The sequence below is a fragment of the Rhizobium sp. NZLR11 genome (assembly GCF_019685115.1).
GTDB lineage: Bacteria > Pseudomonadota > Alphaproteobacteria > Rhizobiales > Rhizobiaceae > Rhizobium.
This window is the reverse complement of record NZ_JABDWD010000002.1, coordinates 273165-290213: the sequence shown is the minus strand read 5'-3', so window position 1 is coordinate 290213 and position 17049 is coordinate 273165. Positions and strand designations below refer to the sequence as shown.

13 protein-coding genes are annotated in these 17049 nt (G+C 61.7%); 9 read left to right on the top strand and 4 right to left on the bottom strand.

What is annotated here, in order from left to right:
- Positions 1 to 11: 11 nt before the first annotated feature.
- On the bottom strand, positions 12 to 2402 hold the full coding sequence (locus HJB83_RS05170) for an EAL domain-containing protein (protein WP_221131366.1): 2391 nt from the start codon (positions 2400 to 2402) through the stop codon (positions 12 to 14).
- Positions 2403 to 2503: 101 nt separating this feature from the next.
- On the opposite strand from HJB83_RS05170, the gene HJB83_RS05165 reads away from it, so the two are divergent.
- Positions 2504 to 3310, top strand: coding sequence for a transporter substrate-binding domain-containing protein (locus HJB83_RS05165; protein ID WP_221131365.1), 807 nt, complete (start codon positions 2504 to 2506; stop codon positions 3308 to 3310).
- 80 nt (positions 3311 to 3390) lie between these two features.
- On the opposite strand, the gene fdhA is transcribed toward HJB83_RS05165, so the two are convergent.
- Positions 3391 to 4581, bottom strand: coding sequence for a formaldehyde dehydrogenase, glutathione-independent (gene fdhA / locus HJB83_RS05160; protein ID WP_207584967.1), 1191 nt, complete (start codon positions 4579 to 4581; stop codon positions 3391 to 3393).
- A 763-nt stretch (positions 4582 to 5344) separates the two neighbouring features.
- On the opposite strand from fdhA, the gene HJB83_RS05155 reads away from it, so the two are divergent.
- Positions 5345 to 5779, top strand: coding sequence for a hypothetical protein (locus HJB83_RS05155; protein WP_207584968.1), 435 nt, complete (start codon positions 5345 to 5347; stop codon positions 5777 to 5779).
- 100 nt (positions 5780 to 5879) lie between these two features.
- Here the strand turns inward: HJB83_RS05155 and HJB83_RS05150 are convergent, their stop codons facing one another.
- On the bottom strand, positions 5880 to 6782 hold the full coding sequence (locus tag HJB83_RS05150) for a DMT family transporter (RefSeq protein ID WP_207584969.1): 903 nt from the start codon (positions 6780 to 6782) through the stop codon (positions 5880 to 5882).
- Between the two features lie 111 nt (positions 6783 to 6893).
- On the opposite strand from HJB83_RS05150, the gene HJB83_RS05145 reads away from it, so the two are divergent.
- Positions 6894 to 7769 carry a LysR substrate-binding domain-containing protein gene (locus HJB83_RS05145; protein WP_221131364.1) on the top strand — a complete coding sequence of 292 codons (876 nt, stop codon included), beginning with the start codon at positions 6894 to 6896 and terminating at the stop codon, positions 7767 to 7769.
- On the opposite strand, the gene HJB83_RS05140 is transcribed toward HJB83_RS05145, so the two are convergent.
- Positions 7744 to 8736, bottom strand: a complete 993-nt coding sequence (locus HJB83_RS05140) for a GlxA family transcriptional regulator (RefSeq protein ID WP_259671285.1) — start codon at positions 8734 to 8736, stop codon at positions 7744 to 7746. The genes HJB83_RS05145 and HJB83_RS05140 overlap by 26 nt on opposite strands.
- Positions 8737 to 8840: 104 nt before the next feature.
- Between HJB83_RS05140 and HJB83_RS05135 the strand changes: the two genes are divergently transcribed.
- The 6 genes from HJB83_RS05135 (at position 8841) to HJB83_RS05110 (ending at position 16967) form a co-directional block, all read left to right on the top strand.
- The gene (locus tag HJB83_RS05135; protein WP_207584972.1) at positions 8841 to 9743 is read left to right on the top strand and encodes a 3-keto-5-aminohexanoate cleavage protein; all 903 of its coding nucleotides are present in this window, start codon (positions 8841 to 8843) and stop codon (positions 9741 to 9743) included.
- 7 nt (positions 9744 to 9750) lie between these two features.
- Positions 9751 to 11241 carry a carnitine 3-dehydrogenase gene (locus tag HJB83_RS05130; protein WP_221131362.1) on the top strand — a complete coding sequence of 497 codons (1491 nt, stop codon included), beginning with the start codon at positions 9751 to 9753 and terminating at the stop codon, positions 11239 to 11241.
- A gap of 9 nt (positions 11242 to 11250) precedes the next feature.
- Positions 11251 to 12411: an acyl-CoA dehydrogenase family protein gene (locus HJB83_RS05125; RefSeq protein ID WP_221131361.1), complete on the top strand. Its 1161-nt coding sequence runs from the start codon at positions 11251 to 11253 to the stop codon at positions 12409 to 12411.
- Between the two features lie 4 nt (positions 12412 to 12415).
- Positions 12416 to 14470, top strand: coding sequence for an acetate--CoA ligase family protein (locus tag HJB83_RS05120; protein ID WP_221131360.1), 2055 nt, complete (start codon positions 12416 to 12418; stop codon positions 14468 to 14470).
- 6 nt (positions 14471 to 14476) lie between these two features.
- Positions 14477 to 15259 (top strand): carnitinyl-CoA dehydratase, encoded by a 783-nt coding sequence (locus tag HJB83_RS05115; protein ID WP_221131359.1) that lies wholly within the window; start codon positions 14477 to 14479, stop codon positions 15257 to 15259.
- A gap of 118 nt (positions 15260 to 15377) precedes the next feature.
- On the top strand, positions 15378 to 16967 hold the full coding sequence (locus HJB83_RS05110; RefSeq protein WP_221131358.1) for an ABC transporter substrate-binding protein: 1590 nt from the start codon (positions 15378 to 15380) through the stop codon (positions 16965 to 16967).
- Positions 16968 to 17049: the final 82 nt, after the last annotated feature.

Below are 17049 nucleotides of genomic sequence, written 5' to 3'. Positions count from 1 at the left end.
GCAGAAGCCTTTCAGGCAACGGCGCCCGGAGCGATCGTCAGTAATCGAGTGGTGCTTTCAGGTTCCCGGAAACAATCGAGTTCACGAAGAGGAACTGGTTTGGAGAAGAAGTAGCCTTGGAGGTCGGTGCAGCCGAGGGCGGCCAGAAAGTCGCGTTGATATTCGGTTTCAACCCCTTCCGCAGTCGTCGAGATCCCGAGGTTGCGGCTGAGCGCGACGATAGCGCCAATGATAGCTGCCCCGTTGGCTTTTGTGCCGAGCAGCGAGACGAAGGAACGATCGATCTTGATGCGGTCGATATCGAAGCGCATCAGGTGGCTGAGGCATGAAAATCCGGTCCCGAAATCGTCGAGCGAAATCTGAATACCCCGACTGCGCAGCGACTTCAGCACTGAATAGACGTCCGAGTTATCCTCGATGAGCGAGGATTCGGTGAGCTCGAGTTCGAGCCGGGATGGCGGCAGCCCGCTCTCCTGAAGCACGGCGAAGACTTCCTCGGCAAAATTCGGTCTTCTTAACTGGGCGGGAGATACATTGACGGCAACGAACGTATCTTCAGGCCATTTGCAGGCGGCTCGGCAGGCTTCGCGCAATACCCAGAAACCGAGAGCGTCGATGAGACCACCCTCCTCGGCGACAGGGATGAAGCTGGCAGGCGTCAACAGTCCACGCTGACTGTGACGCCAGCGCACCAGAGCTTCCGCGCCCGACGCCGAGTATCCGCCCTCGGCACGATGCACGGTTTGGTAATATACCTCGAGCGATCCGAAATCCGGCCTGTTTGCAGCCGGATCTGAGCGTGGACCGTCGCCGGATGAGGCCATGCTTTTAGCCAGAACTTCGCGCAATTCGTTTTTGAGAATGTCGCGCGCATTCCTGCCGCCGTCCATGGACGGCGAATAGACGCGCCATTGACCTCTCCCGCCCATCTTGGCCTCGTAAAGCGCGACGTCGGCGTAGCGCATGATGTCGTCGGCATTCCGGCCGGCATCCGGAACAACGGTTACGCCGATCGAGCCGCCGACGCGGGCGACCGCCTCGCCTCGCAAAAGCGGGAAGGGCTTGCCAAGTTCGGCAACGATCGCTTCGCAGATTGCCGGCAAAACTTGATCATGGTCTTTGATGTCCCGGAGAAGCAGGGCAAATTCGTCCCCTCCGAGCCGGGCAAGCGTGTCGCCTGGACGCAGTATGGAGCGGATCCGCTCCGCAGCCATCCTGATGAGTTCATCGCCGGCCGCATGGCCGAACGTGTCGTTCACGGCTTTGAAGCGGTCGAGGTCGAGAAGCGCAACTGCCGAGCGCTCGGCCGAATTTTTTGTCTCGGCCAGGCACTCGTCGAACCGGATGGCGAACAAGGCGCGATTGGGAAGGTCGGTCAGCACATCATGCAGGGCAAGCTGCCGTGCATGCAGCTCGCTTTTCTTCAATTCGCCGAGACTGCTTCGCAGGCGCACCAGCAGGACCGAGAACAGGATGGCGATCACCAGGGCGGCAATCGAAAGCGCCGGCATCAAGCGGCCGATCACTCTTGAACCCGGAAGATCGGGCCGCCAGACGATGAAGCCGATCGGTTCGCCGTTTGCCGTGGCGTCGATCTGAAACGCAACCTCGTTTTCGTCCGCATCGGCGGTGCGCGCGAAGCGCGCGCCGTTGAGACCTTGTTGCCGGCTCAATTCGTCCAGCGCCGCACCATCGATAAACCGAACGACGATCAGGAATTGCCGCGTCGGCTGCTGCTGTCCCTGGTCGGCCTCGTTGATGGCGACGACGCCGACGATCGTCGGCCGGCCTTCCAGCCGCATCAGATTGGCCAAGGCACGGTTGGAGCGGGTTGCGTTCGCAAGGCGGCTTTCCATCGAGGACGGCGTTCGTTCGGAAACCGTCCCTTGTCTCACCCCAAGGCGGGCATCCTGAAGGAGAGGCAAAAAGAGAGGCTTCATCCAGCGATAACGCTTTTCCGTCTGGGCGTCCGACAGCATGAGCAGTTGAGCCTTCTCGTCGACGACGAAAGCCTGGTCGTAGCCGAAGGCGGACATTGCGGTCTGGCTGATCGCACTTCCGGCCGCCGCCGTCAGTACTGCCTCGAGGCTTGAGGAGCCTCCGGTTGATCGGGCGGCAGGATAAACACGTGTGAGGTAGCCATTGCCGAACTGACCGATAACATGCGCGACCTGATCGACCTGTTCGCGCAGGCGCGCATTTACAAGCTGGCGTTGGCGATCAAGGGCGGCAGCGTCACTCTCGGTTCCTGCCCACAGCGCCGAAAGCACGACAAGTCCAATCGCTCCAAGGCCGCTGACGGCGATCAGAAAGAGAATTCTTCCCGAGGCGATCCAGGATTGCTGAAACGTATTGGAGCTGGAAGGAACAACGATTTGCAAGCCTAGACCCCTGGACACCACGACACGGGCGTATTCGCCGACGCTAACAAAGAAGCGTTCACGTAGAATTAAAAGCTACGGCGCATTATGGGCGAGATCGAATACGCCCCAAGGAGCTCCCGATGCTGCGCATATCCCTTCAGACTATGTTGCGCGGAGCACTGATTGCGGGGGGCTTGGGTATGTTATTGATCGCGGCCGCGCCAATCCAGGCGACCGCGCAAGATCGTACGCCGATGAGGATTGCCGTCGAAGGGGCATTTCCGCCCTTTAATTACGTCGATGCAAACAACAAGCTTCAAGGCTTCGACATCGATGTTGCCAACGCCCTTTGCGAGGTCGGCAAGTTCGAATGCCAGTTCATCATCGAGAAGTGGGACGACATAATTCCCGATCTCGTTGCCGATAAATACGACGCGATCATCTCATCCATGTCGATGAGCCTCGAGCGGCGTCAAAAGGTTGCTTTCACTGAAAAATACTACAACAGCCCGTCCGTGTTCATCGCTCGGAAAGATTCGTCGATCAGCGATGTCAGCCCCGCCGCCCTCAGCGGCAAGATTCTCGGGGTGACGTCGTCGACAGCGCAGGAATCCTACGCCAACCATCTCTATCCGGAGATGAAAAAGAAGGTCTTTCGGTCTTCGCCTGAATTGTACAAGGGGCTGTCGGACGGCAGTGTCGATATCATTCTGGAAGACAAACTCGCCATCTACGACTGGATCGCCAATACGAAGGCTGGAACCTGCTGCGAGTTCAAAGGACCGGATCTGGTCGACGTCACATACTTCGGTGAAGGTGCCGGCATCGCGTTGCGCCTGGATGACAAGGAACGTCTTACGCGCTTGAACGAAGCGTTGAAGAGCATCAAGGCGGACGGGACCTATGACATGATCAACGCAAAATATTTCCCGTTCAGCATCCAGTAGTTTCGCAGTAAATGCTTGATAAATGAAGGATGGCCGGTTTGCGGCCGACCATCCCATCAGGGCTATCTTCGATCGTGCCGCTATGCGGCTTTCGCGACGTCTCCATGCGGATCGAGGACATATTTCATCGCGGCTCCATGGTCGAAGCTCTCATATCCAGCGGCGGCATCGTCGAGCGGGATGACCTTGGCATTGACGATATCGGCAATGGGCAGCCGGTCGTGGAGGATCGCCTGCATGAGCTGACGATTGTATTTGAGCACCGGCGTCTGGCCGGTGTGGAAAGATTGCGCCTTGGCCCAGCCGAGACCGAAGCGGAGCGCAAGATTGCCGTGTTTGGCGGCATTGTCGACGGCGCCCGGATCCTCGGTGACGTAGAGGCCGGGAATACCGATCGAGCCTGCGGCTCGGGTAATCTCCATCATCTGGTTGAGCACGATCGCAGGCTGTTCGCCGCCCGAATGGCCGCGTGCCTCGAAGCCGACCGCATCGATGGCGCTATCCACCTCGTTGCTGCCGACGACCTGGGCGATCATGTCGCCAAGACGGTCGCTCTTGGAGAGATCGATCGGTTCGAAACCGACCCTCGCCGCATGCGCCAGACGATCCTTGTTGAAGTCACCGATCATGACGACCGCGGCGCCGAGGATGCGTGCCGAAGCCGCAGCCGCAAGGCCGACAGGGCCGGCGCCAGCGACGTAGACGGTCGAGCCGACCCCGACACCGGCGCGCACTGCGCCATGGAAACCGGTGGGCAGAATATCGGAGAGCATGGTGAGATCGCGGATCTTCGCCATCGCCTTGTCCCGATCGGGGATTTTCAGCAGGTTGAAATCCGCATAGGGGATGGTGACGTAGCGCGCCTGTCCGCCGATCCAGCCGCCCATGTCGACATAACCATAAGCGCCACCGGCGCGGGACGGGTTTACGGTGAGGCAGACACCGGTATCCTGGGACTTGCAGCAGCGGCAACGGCCGCAGGCGACATTGAAGGGTACCGAGACGATATCGCCGATGTCGAGCATCTCGACGTCGATGCCTTTCTCGATGATCTCGCCGGTGATCTCGTGGCCGAGGACCAGACCCGGCATTGCCGTGGTACGGCCACGGACCATGTGCTGGTCGGAGCCGCAGATGTTGGTCGATATTACCTTCAGAATGACGCCGTGTTCGATGCGGCGGCCATCGGGCGCTTCCAGTTTCGGATCGTCGAGATCGCGAACCTCGACCTTGCCCGGCCGCAAATAAACGACGCCTCTATTCTTGCTCATGGATTCCTCCCACTTGTTGATGCCTCGAGCTGCAACCGATGCAGTCGATGGCAACCTTTCCTTCGGCCTGCCTCCTCTGCAGCCCGGTATTCACAACGCGCCGGATATCGCCGCATCGGGCGATATTCGAATTTCACGAATGGACAGATTGGATGGAGGGAGAGAGTAAACACGATAGGTCTTGCCTGTCGTTCCGCTCGTCATCGCCGATCTGCTGCGTAAGCGCCAGTTTCGGGCTCCAGAACCTCCTTCGATCCATCTCGATATCCTTCCGGAACTCTCTCCGGCGATCTCCTTGCGGATTCAGTTCTTATAACAGCTGCCGAGCGGCCGGACCGGCCTTTCAATGGTTCATGTCGCCAGCTTGCAAGGCGGCGCCTTGAATACCACAAGAAAACCACGCCCGGCGGAAAACAGCGCCCAAAAAAACGACATGGGTGCAATTCAAAGACGACGTCGGCGAAGCCGCGGCGGCATGCCGCTCCAGCGGATAAGTTGGCCCCTCGAATAGGGCGGTTTTCCGGATCGCTTCAGAAATTTGATCGTAGGCCTCTGATCAAATAGTTTGAGCATGATGTCGCCCACTGTCGAGCCTCAGTTTGTGCTCTGGAGCCTGATTTGGCTAATTGGCTGTCGCGCTGTGATCACATCTCCTCGGCCCGCAGCAGATGACGTTTTCAATCGTGATTGGACATCGGCTTCGACCTGAGCCACGCTATTGTTGGGAGCGGACCATCTATTTTTGCGAAGATAGGAGGCCGGAATGGAACAGTATGCACTGGAGCAACTGAAAGCAGTTGCAAAGGTCAGCACGACCTGTAAGCGCCTTGAACTAACGCGGCGCGAACGCATTGAACGCTGGGCTGAATGTCTCGAACGCAGCCCCAGACCGTATCTTAGAACGCTTCACGAAACCGAATATCAGCCGATCGCAGATCGGTTTGCCTTGCGGGATGACGACACCCCGATCTCTGTTGCATTCGCTGATCCCATCCTGCGGGCGGCAGGAATGGAAAATGACAGCTATGGAGAGGCCAGACGGTTCTTCGAACTCAGCGACGAGCAGTTGCACGATGTTGTCTGCTTCTGCCATTTTGGTGAACGCGTCAGCGCGGCGACAGTCGCTCGTCGCGTGCGAAAGATGGCAGATCGCAGTCCAGGCGGTTTTTTCGCTCAGCTCCGTGCGTTCTTTGGCTAGCGGCCAGTAGCGCTACGCGCTGTCTGCTGGTTGTGAATGGTCAACCTATTGTTTTGGCACGCCTTGTTGCGTGGCGTCTCGTGTTGCGGCCACCTGACATCTAGTCACGTGACCACCGGCCCAGGTTGAAGTCGATCGCCGTGTGCCAGAACACGGCGCCGAGGATGATCGCCCCGCCGAAATAGGTGGCGACGGGCGGCTGCTCCGAAAACAGCAGCCAGACCCAGAAGGGCGTCAGCACGATTTCCATCGTGCCGATCAGCGCTGCCTCGGCCGGCGGCATCCGCTTCGCGCCGGCAAGGAATAGCACCAGCGCGAGGGAGAAGTTAGTCGCGCCGAAGGCGGCAAGGACGATCCAGTTGTGCAGGTCGAGTGAGCCGACCGAACCGAACGGCGCGAAGATGACGAGGGTCAGAAAAGCGCTGACGACAGTCGGCGGCAGGCTCGGCACGCCGGGATTGATACGCGGAATGATGATAACAAGCGCAAACGACGCGGTCATGCCGAGCGCCAGCAGGTCACCCCAGCCGGTGCCCCCGCCGATCGACGAGGCGACGATGACCGCAACGCCGAAGAGCGAGACGCCGCCGGCAATCAGCGTCCGCCTGGCGACCCTCTCCTTGAGGATGAGCCAGCCGAACAAGGCTGCGATGAACGGCGTCGTAGCATAGATCATCGTCACATTGGCGACGGTGGTCATATAGAGCGCCCCGATGAAGCAGCCCTGACTGAAGGTCTGGCACGCGATCATCGCAAGTCCCGAGGGATGGAAAACGGAACGCCATTGCCGCCGCGAGATGCCCCCTTCGAGGAAAAGGCAGGGGATCAGCAGAAACAGGCCGCCGAACAACGACCGCCAGGCGATCGCCGTCCATACGTCGGTGGTCAGGAGCCGCGCGTAAACGCCGCTCGCACTCCAGGCGAGCGTCGCGGCAACGATGAGAAGCACACCCTTCTCGTGCTCGCTGCCTGCGAGGCGTGTGGTCGGATTTTCAATGGTCACGCAGATGGTCTCAAAGAAGGAAGTCGAACGCGATCCTGTTCTGCGCCGAGAATTGACATTCGACAAACGAATAGTAGAGATGGCAATCATCGATTTTTTCTATGGCTAGCAATGCACCAGCCGATCGAAAGCGACCTGTTGAGAACCTTCCTGGTCGTCGCCGAGACGTCGAACTTCTCCGTTGCTGCCCAGCGCATCGGGCGGACGCAATCGGCCGTCAGCACCCAGGTCAAGAGGCTCGAGGAGGCGATCGGCGAAAGTCTTTTCGAACGCGGCGCCCGCGGCGTGCTGCTCACTCGCCAGGGCATGCAACTGGTGCCTTATGCCCGCAGGGTGATCGATCTCCTGAACGAGGCCGCCGCGACGATCCGCAGCAAGCCTCTCGACGGGCCGGTGCGCATCGGAATTCCCGAGGAATACAGCCAGACGGTGCTGCCGGCCGCCCTTGCGGCTTTTGCCGTGCGCCATCCTGCGGTCGAGGTCACGGTGTCCTGCGACTACACGGTCCGCAACCTTGCCGCCCTGGAACGGGACGAACTCGATCTCGCCGTCGTTTTCGACTGGAGCGACCAGAACAAAGGCGAAGTCCTCTGCGTCGATCCGACAGTCTGGGTCACATCGATGGTTCACCGGCTGCACGACATCGATCCGCTGCCCGTTGCGACCTATCGCAACTCCACGTGGTCACGCGATTTTGCGCTCCGGTCGCTGGAGCAGATCGGCCGCAACTACCGGATCGCCTTCATCGCCGATACCGGCTCGGGGCTGAAGAATGCCGTGACCGCGGGCCTTGCCGTCACGACGCTTTCCCGCAGCAGCATCCCGCTCGGCTGCCGGGAGCTGACCGCCGAAGACGGTTTTCCGCCGGTCGATTCCTCGAAGGTCGTGCTTCGCCGGAGCACTTTCCGTTCCAGCGAAGCCGTACGGGAGCTTGCCGAAATGGTGCGCGAAGCCTTCCAGCCTATAGCGGCGCCGGCGATGGTGTGATGCGGCGGCGCAGTCGGCGCCTCGTCTCGGAGGGGCTCTCGGAGAAACTCGCCCGGTAGCTTCTCGCAAAGGCCGAAGCCGAATTGAAGCCGGTCGCTGCGGCGATGTCGGCGAAGGAGGCTGTCGTCTCGATCACCTTGCGGCGCGCTGCGTTCAGGCGTAGCGCCAAATAATGCACATGCGGCGGTGCGCCGATGCTCTGCTGGAAAAGATCCTGCAGATGCCGGGCGCTGATGCCCACCCTGCGGGCAAGCCGCGCGAGCACCAATGGCTGCTCGATATGCTCCTCCATCAGCCGCACCGCCTGCGTCACGCGGGAATCCTGCATGCGCAGTCCCGCCGAGGCCGCGGCAAGCGGCTCGTCCGCATGGAAAGACGGATGCTCGTAGCGGAACAGCCGGCTGACTTCGAGCGCCAGCGAATAGCCTTGCCGTTGCCTGATCACCTCCAGCATCAGATCGACGGTCGGAAGCGATCCCGATGTCGTCAGCCGCTTGCCGTCGATGACGAAACGATCCTTGACGGCCCGCACCTCAGGATAGGCCAGCGCAAAATCCTCATAGTCTTCCCAGTGAACGGTTGCCGACAGGCCGTCGAGCAGGCTTGCCTCGGCCAGCAGCCAGGTACCGGACTCGATGCCGGCGATTGTCGTACGGTAGCGGGCGGCCTGCGACAGCTGCATCTTCAGCGCCGGCGTCGCGCTGCGGCGCCAATTATAACTCGCAAGCACGAACAGCGGCGCCTCGTCCCGCGTCGCCTGGAATATCCCCTGGGCCGGGATGGCGATATCGCTGGTGGTCGGGACCGGCGCTCCATCCGGCGTCAGCAGCCGCCAGCGATAGAGTTCACTGCCGGCGATGCGGTTGGCGCCGCGCAGCGGCTCGATGACAGACGCGATCAGGATCAGGTTCGCATCCGGCAGGACGAGAAGGTCGATATCAAGCCGTTCCGTCGATCGCTGCAGCAAGGCCACCTCCCTATTGTTCCGATAATGTATCGTTGAGTTCCGAGAATGCAAAGCATCTCCGCCGATCCTGCCGCGTAATGGTTGGTAAGACGGGGAGAAAAAACATGCCTCTTGCGATGAACCGCGATGTTTTCATCACCTGCGCCGTCACCGGCGCCGGCGATACGATTTCCAGATCCAGCCATGTTCCCATTACTCCCAAGCAGATCGCCGCCTCCGCGATCGACGCCGCCAAGGCTGGGGCGGCTGTTGTTCACTGCCATGTCCGCGATCCTGAAACGGGGGCCGCCAGCCGCCGCAACGATCTCTATAGGGAAGTCACCGACCGCATCCGCTCGGCGGATATCGACGTCGTCCTCAATCTCACCGCCGGCATGGGCGGGGATATGATTTTCGGGGATGTCGAAAGCCCCCTTCCCCTCAATCCGAAGGGCACGGATATGGCAGGGGCCACCGAGCGCGTCAGCCATGTCGCCGAATGCCTGCCGGAGATCTGCACGCTCGACTGCGGCACCATGAATTTCAACCTTGGCGACTATGTCATGACCAACACGCCGGCCATGCTGCGGGCGATGGCGAAGAAGATGACGGATCTCGGCGTGCGGCCGGAGATCGAAGCTTTCGACACCGGCCATCTCTGGTTCGCCAAACAGCTTGCCGAGGAAGGCCTCATCGAAGACCCGGTGCTGATCCAGCTCTGCATGGGCATTCCGTGGGGCGCGCCCGACGATCTCAATACCTTCATGGCGATGGTCAACAACGTGCCCGATAGCTGGACCTTCTCGGCCTTCTCGATTGGCCGCAACGCCATGGCCTACCCGGCGGCAGCGGTTCTTGCCGGCGGCAATGTGCGCGTCGGCCTGGAAGACAACCTCTTCGTCGGCAAGGGCCAGCTCGCCACCAATGCGCAGCTCGTCGAAAAGGCCGTGCAGGTGGTCGAAGGCATGGGGGCGCGGATCATCGGCCCGGAAGACGTGCGCAAGAAACTCAAACTGACGAAGCGCTGAGGACGGCATGACAAGGATCAGCAAGGCGGCTTGTATCGGCGGCGGCGTCATCGGCGGCGGGTGGATCGCCCGTTTCCTGCTGGCCGGCATCGACGTTGATGTGTTCGACCCGCATCCGGAAGCGGGCCGCATCGTCGGCGAGGTGATCGCCAATGCCGAAAGAGCCTATGCCATGCTAACCGGCGCACCGCTGCCGCCGCGCGGCAGGCTTAGCTTCACCAAGACGCTAGAGGAAGCCGTCACAGATGCGGACTGGATCCAGGAAAGCGTGCCGGAAAGGCTCGATCTCAAGCGCCGCGTGCTGACCGAGATCGATGCCGCAGCGCGTCCGGATGCGCTGATCGGCTCTTCCACGTCAGGGCTGCTGCCAACCGATCTGCAGCGCGACATGAAGCATCCCGAACGCCTGTTCGTCGCTCACCCTTATAATCCCGTCTATCTGCTGCCGCTCGTCGAAATCGTCGGCGGAGAGAAGACCTCGGCGGCGACCATCCATGCGGCGATGGAAAAACTGGTCCCGATCGGCATGAAGGGCGTTCATATCGCCAAGGAGATCGAGGCCTTCGTCGGCGACCGGCTGCTCGAAGCACTCTGGCGCGAGGCCTTGTGGCTCATCCACGACGATATCTGCACCGTCGAGACGCTCGACGACGTCATCCGCTATTCCTTCGGCCTGCGCTGGGCGCAGATGGGCCTGTTCCAGACCTACCGCATCGCCGGCGGCGAGGCCGGGATGCGCCACTTCCTCGCCCAGTTCGGTCCCTGCCTTGCCTGGCCCTGGACCAAGCTCACCGATGTCGTCGATCTCGACGATGCACTGATCGAAAAGATCGGCCGGCAATCCGACGAACAGGCGGCCGGTCTCTCGATCCGCGAACTCGAACGCATCCGCGACGAAAACCTCGTCGGCATCCTGCAGGCGCTGAAAGGCGGCGATGGCGGCAAGGGCTGGGGCGCCGGCAAGCTGCTGAAGGATTTCGAGCAATCGCTCTGGGCAGAAGGCGGCGGTGCGACCGCGTCTTTCGACCCATCGAAACCGCTGCGGCTCATCGAGGCAAAAGTCAGCCCCGCCTGGGTCGACTATAACGGCCATATGACCGAGCACCGCTACCTCCAGGTTTTCGGCGACACCTCCGACGCATTGCTGCGCCTCATCGGCGTCGATCTCGCTTATGTCGAGGCGGGGCAGAGCTATTACACGGTGGAAACCCACATCCGTCATCTCGGCGAGGCGAAGCTCGGCCAGGCAATCCATGCGACCTGCCGGATTCTGTCCGTCGACGAAAAGCGGCTGCATCTCTTCCATACTCTCTACGACACGGCGACGGACGAAGCTCTGGCAACCGCCGAGCACATGCTGCTGCATGTCGACAGCAAGGCCGGCAAGGCTGTGCCAGCGCCGGCCGCCCTGCTCGACAAGGCGAAGGCGATCGCGAACGCCCATGCGGCGTTGGCGCTGCCTGAAGGCGTCGGCCGCCACATCGGCCAGAAGCGCTAGAGGATCAACATGGATTTCGGTCTCAGCCAAGAACAGGAAATGATCGTCGAGACGGTCCGCACCTTCGTTGAAACCGAAATCTATCCGCATGAGAACGAGGTCGAGCGGACCGGCATCGTCCCGCCGGAACTCGGCCGCGAGATCCAGCGCAAATGCGTCGATCTCGGCTTCTACGCCTGCAATTTCCCCGAGGAGGTCGGCGGCGCCGGCATCGACCATGTCACCTTCACGCTGGTCGAGCGCGAGCTCGGGCGCGGCTCGCTCGGGCTGACGGTTTTTTTCGGTCGGCCCTCGGGCATCCTGATGGCCTGCGAGGGCGAGCAGCGCGAGCGTTACCTGCTGCCTGCGGTGCGTGGCGAGAAGATCGACGCGCTTGCCATCACCGAGCCGGACGCCGGCTCTGATATGCGCGGCATGAAGTGTGCTGCCCGCCGCGACGGCGGCGATTTCGTCTTGAACGGCACGAAACATTTCATCTCCCATGCCGACGTCGCCGATTTCGTGATCGTCTTTGCCGCGACGGGCGAAGAGGAAACGCCGAAGGGCATCAAGAAGAAGATCACCGCTTTCCTGGTGGACCGCGGCACGCCGGGGTTTGAAATCCTGAAGGGCTACGATTCCGTTTCGCATCGCGGCTACCACAACTCGACGCTCAACTTCGCAGATTGCCGCATCCCCGAAGCCCAAGTGTTGGGCGAGGTGCATCGCGGCTTCGATATTGCCAATCAATGGCTTTACGGCACGCGGCTGACGGTTGCCGCCACCTGCGTCGGCCGGGCGCGGCGTGTCTTCGAGATGGCCCTGCCCTATGCCGCCGAGCGCAAACAGTTCGGCAGGCCGATCGGCGCCAATCAGGGCGTGTCGTTCAAGCTCGCCGATATGATCACCGAGATCGACGCGGCCGAATGGCTGACGCTTTCAGCCGCCTGGCGGCTCGATGCCGGCCTGTCGGCCGACCGGCAGATCGCTTCGGCCAAGCTCTACGCCTCGGAAATGCTGGCGAGGGTGACGGATGAGGCGATCCAGATCTTCGGCGGCATGGGGCTGATGGACGATCTGCCGCTTGCCCGCTTCTGGCGCGATGCCCGCGTCGAGCGCATCTGGGACGGCACATCGGAAATCCAGCGGCATATCATCAGCCGCGACCTGCTTCGGCCTCTGGGAGCATGAGCCGATGACAGCGAGCCCTCTCGACCGCCTGCTTAGACCGCAAACGATCGCCGTCTTCGGCGGCCGTGAGGCGCGCAGGGTGATCGAGCAGTGCGACCGCATGGGCTTTTCAGGCAAGATCTGGCCCGTCCATCCCAAACTCGACGAGGTGCTTGGACGGGCCTGCTATCGCTCGGTCTCCGATCTGCCGTCGGCGCCGGACGCCGCCTTCGTCGGCGTCAACAGGACGCTGACCGTCGAGATCGTGCGCAGCCTTTCTGCGGCCGGTGCCGGCGGCGCGGTCTGTTATGCCTCCGGCTTCAGCGAGGCGACCGGCGAACTCGGCGACGGCGCCGAGCTGCAGCAAGCCCTGCTGGAAGCGGCTGGCGATATGCCGATCCTCGGGCCGAACTGCTACGGGCTGATCAACGGTCTCGACGGCGCGCTGCTGTGGCCCGATCAGCACGGCATGCAGCGGATCGAACGGGGTGTGGCGATCCTCACGCAATCCTCCAATATCGCCATCAACCTGACCATGCAGACCCGTGGGCTGCCGATCGCCTATGTGGTCACGGCCGGCAATCAGGCGCAGACATCGCTTGCCGATATCGCCTGCGCGCTGATCGACGATCCGCGCGTCACGGCGGTCGGCCTCCATGTCGAAGGTTTCGGCGATCTTGCTTCCCTGGAACACTTGGCTGCCGCTGCCCGCCGATCGAGGAAGCCGGTGGTCGTGCTGAAGGTCGGCAGGTCCGAGCAGGCAAAACGCGCGGCGGTGTCGCACACTGCCTCGCTTGCCGGCAGCGATGCCGTGGCAGACGCCGTACTCGCTCGTCTCGGCCTCGGCCGCGTCCAGAGCTTGCCGGCGCTGTTGGAAATCCTGAAGCTGCTGCATGTCGCCGGCCCGCTCGCAAGCCGTTCGATCTCGTCGATGAGCTGCTCGGGCGGCGAGGCTTCGCTGATGGCCGATGCCGCCGTCGGCCGCAATGTCGAATTCCCACCCCTGCAGCCGCAACAATTACCGCGTCTGCGGCGGGTCCTCGGCGAGATGGTGACGCTTTCCAATCCGCTCGACTACCACACCTTCGTCTGGGGTGATCTCGCGCGCCAGACCGAAGCCTTCAGCGCCATGTTCGAAGGCGGTTATGCCCTCAATCTCGTGGTCCTCGACTTCCCGCGCGGTGACCGCTGCGATGCCTCCGAATGGGCGATGACGGCCGACGCGGTCATCACTGCCGCCTCCGCCACCGGCGCGCTGGCCGGTATTCTGGCGACACTTCCGGAAAATATGCCCGAGCCGATCGCCAATCGACTGATGGCAAATGGAATCATTGCCTTCTCAGGCATCGACGAAACCATCACCGCTGTGGAAGTCGCGGCCGGCATCGGCCAAGCTTGGGGAGCACCACCTGCCCTGCCGCTGCTCAACGTGTCGTGCTTGGGCGGCGAGATCGAGACGCTGACGGAAGCCGATGCGAAGACCGAACTTGCTGCCTGCGGCCTCCCTGTTCCCCGGGGGCTGCAGGCTTTTTCTCCCCGCGATGCCGGCGAACAGGCCGAACGGCTCGGTTTTCCCGTCGTCCTGAAGGCTCTCGGCATCGCTCACAAGACCGAGGCCGGGGCTGTCGCGCTCAACCTTAAGGATGTTGAAACGGTTTCGAACGCGGCGGCGGCCATGCCGCTAAATGCCGGTTATCTCGTCGAGAAGATGATCGATCCGCCGGTCGCCGAGCTCATTGTCGGCGCCGTCCGCGACCCTGTCTTCGGATTGTCGCTCACGCTCGGAGCGGGAGGAATCCTCGTTGAATTGCTTGAGGATTCGGTCATTCTTCCGCTTCCCGCGACGAAAACCGAGATTTACGCGGCGATTTCTCGTCTCAAACTTGCAAAATTGATCTATGGCTATCGCGGGCGGCCAAAAGGCGATCTCGACGCCGCGGTCGTCGCTATCGCAGCAGCGGCAGATTATGTCGTAACGAACGCGGCATGGCTGGAGGAACTGGACATTAATCCATTGATGGTTCTTCCCGAAGGGCAAGGCGTTGCAGCAGTCGATGCGCTGATACGGCGGAGGAGGTAGCATAGGTTGAGCGACCAAATTCGCGTACGACATGACGGCGGCATCCTCGAAGTCGTCATCGACCGGCCGAAGGCGAACGCCATCGACCTGGCGACCAGCCGTGCTCTGGGATTGATCTTCCGGGATTTCCGCGACGATTCTGAATTGCGTGTCGCCATCGTCTCGGGCGCGGGCGAGAAGTTCTTTTGCGCCGGCTGGGACCTCAAGGCGGCTGCATCAGGCGATGCGGTCGACGGCGATTATGGCGTCGGCGGCTTCGGCGGGCTGCAGGAGCTGCGCGATCTCAACAAGCCCGTCATCTGTGCGGTCAACGGCATCTGTTGCGGCGGCGGACTGGAGATCGCGCTCTCAGCCGACCTGATCATCGCCGCCGAACATGCGACCTTCGCGCTGCCGGAAATCCGCTCCGGTACGGTTGCCGATGCGGCCTCGATCAAGCTGCCGAAACGCATTCCCTACCATATCGCCATGGACATGCTTTTGACCGGACGCTGGCTCGACGTTCACGAGGCGCATCGCTGGGGTTTCGTCAACGAGGTCTTGCCGGCCGAGCGGCTGATGGAGAGAGCCTGGGAGCTTGCCCGCCTGCTCGCGAGCGGGCCGCCGCTCGTCTATGCGGCCATCAAGGAAATCGTGCGCGATGCGGAGGGTTCGACGTTCCAGACTGCCATGAACAAGGTCACCAAGCGGCAGTTTGCAACGGTCGACAGGCTCTATTCGAGCCAAGACCAATTGGAAGGCGCGCGGGCCTTCGCCGAGAAGCGAAACCCTATCTGGAAAGGACAATAACGAGGCGGCGGCAACCGCAATGTTTTCCCGCATGATGCGGGCACCGAAGGCGGAGAGGAAACCGCCTGCGGATCTGCCCGGAAGTTCTGTCAACGCACAATAAAGAAGGAACTGGGGAATGAACGACTATACCAAAGTTCTCGCAAGCCGCGTCACCGCAGGCGGGCTCAGCCGCCGCGAATTCATGGGACGCGCCATGGCGGCAGGCATCACACTTGCCGTCGCCGACAAGCTCTTCACCGAGAGTGCCGAAGCCGCCGAACCGAAACGCGGCGGCCACCTGAAGCTCGGCCTCGAAGGGGGGGCGGCCACCGATTCCAAGGATCCGGCGAAATTCCTGTCGCAGTTCATGTTCTGCGTCGGCCGCTGCTGGGGTGACATGCTGGTCGAATCCGACCCGCTGACCGGTGCCGCCGTACCGGCGCTCGCCGAATCCTGGGAGCCGTCGAAGGACGCGGTGACCTGGACCTTCAAGATCCGCAAGGGTGTCAAGTTCCACGATGGCAAGGAACTCACGATCGACGACGTCGTTGCGACGCTGAAGCGCCACACCGATAAAAAGTCGGAATCCGGCGCGCTCGGTGTTCTCGGGTCGATCAAGGAGGTCAAGGCTGACGGCGGCAATCTCGTGCTGACGCTGAGCGAAGGCAATGCCGACATGCCGTTGCTGCTGTCCGATTACCATCTGGTCATCCAGCCGAACGGCGGCGTCGACGATCCGCTCGCCTCGATCGGCACCGGTCCCTATAAGCTGACGAGCTTCGAGGCCGGCGTTCGCGCCACCTTCGAAAAGAACAAGGACGACTGGCGCAGCGACCGGGGTTATGTCGATTCGATCGAAGTGATCGGCATGAATGACGCGACCGCCCGCATCGCGGCCCTGTCGTCCGGCCAGGTGCACTATATCAACCGCGTCGACCCGAAGACGGTCAACCTCTTGAAACGCGCCCCCAACGTCGAGATCCTCTCGACCGCCGGCCGCGGCCATTACGTCTTCATCATGCACTGCGACAAGGCGCCGTTCGACAATAACGACCTGCGCTTGGCCCTCAAATACGCCATGGACCGCGAAACCATGGTGCAGAAGATCCTCGGCGGTTACGGCAAGGTCGGCAACGACTTTCCGATCAACAGCACCTATGCGCTATTCCCCGAGGGCATCGAGCAGCGCGTTTACGATCCCGACAAGGCCGCCTTCCACTACAAGAAATCGGGCCATAGCGGCTCGGTCCTCTTGCGCACCTCGGAAGTCGCTTTCCCCGGCGGCGTCGATGCGGCCGTCCTCTATCAGGAAAGTTGCAAGAAGGCCGGGATCGAGATCGAGGTGAAGCGCGAACCGGGCGACGGCTACTGGACCAACGTCTGGAACGTCCAGCCCTTCTCGACCTCCTACTGGGGTGGCCGGCCGACGCAGGACCAGATGTATTCCACCGCCTATCTCTCGACGGCGGATTGGAACGACACCAAGTTCAAGCGTCCCGACTTCGACAAACTGCTGCTACAGGCCCGCTCCGAACTGGATGAAGCCAAGCGCAAGGACATGTACCGCGCCATGGCGATGATGGTGCGCGACGAAGGCGGGGTGATTCTGCCGATGTTCAACGACTTCGTGAACGCCTCCACCAAGCAGGTGAAGGGTTATGTCCACGACATCGGCAACGACATGTCGAATGGTTATGTCGCAACCCGCGTCTGGCTGGACGCCTGAGGGGCGCAACGCCCTTTGATCTCCGACGAAGCCGGGACCGCGGGATGAAACCTGCGGTCCCTCCTGACGTTTTACGAGAGGC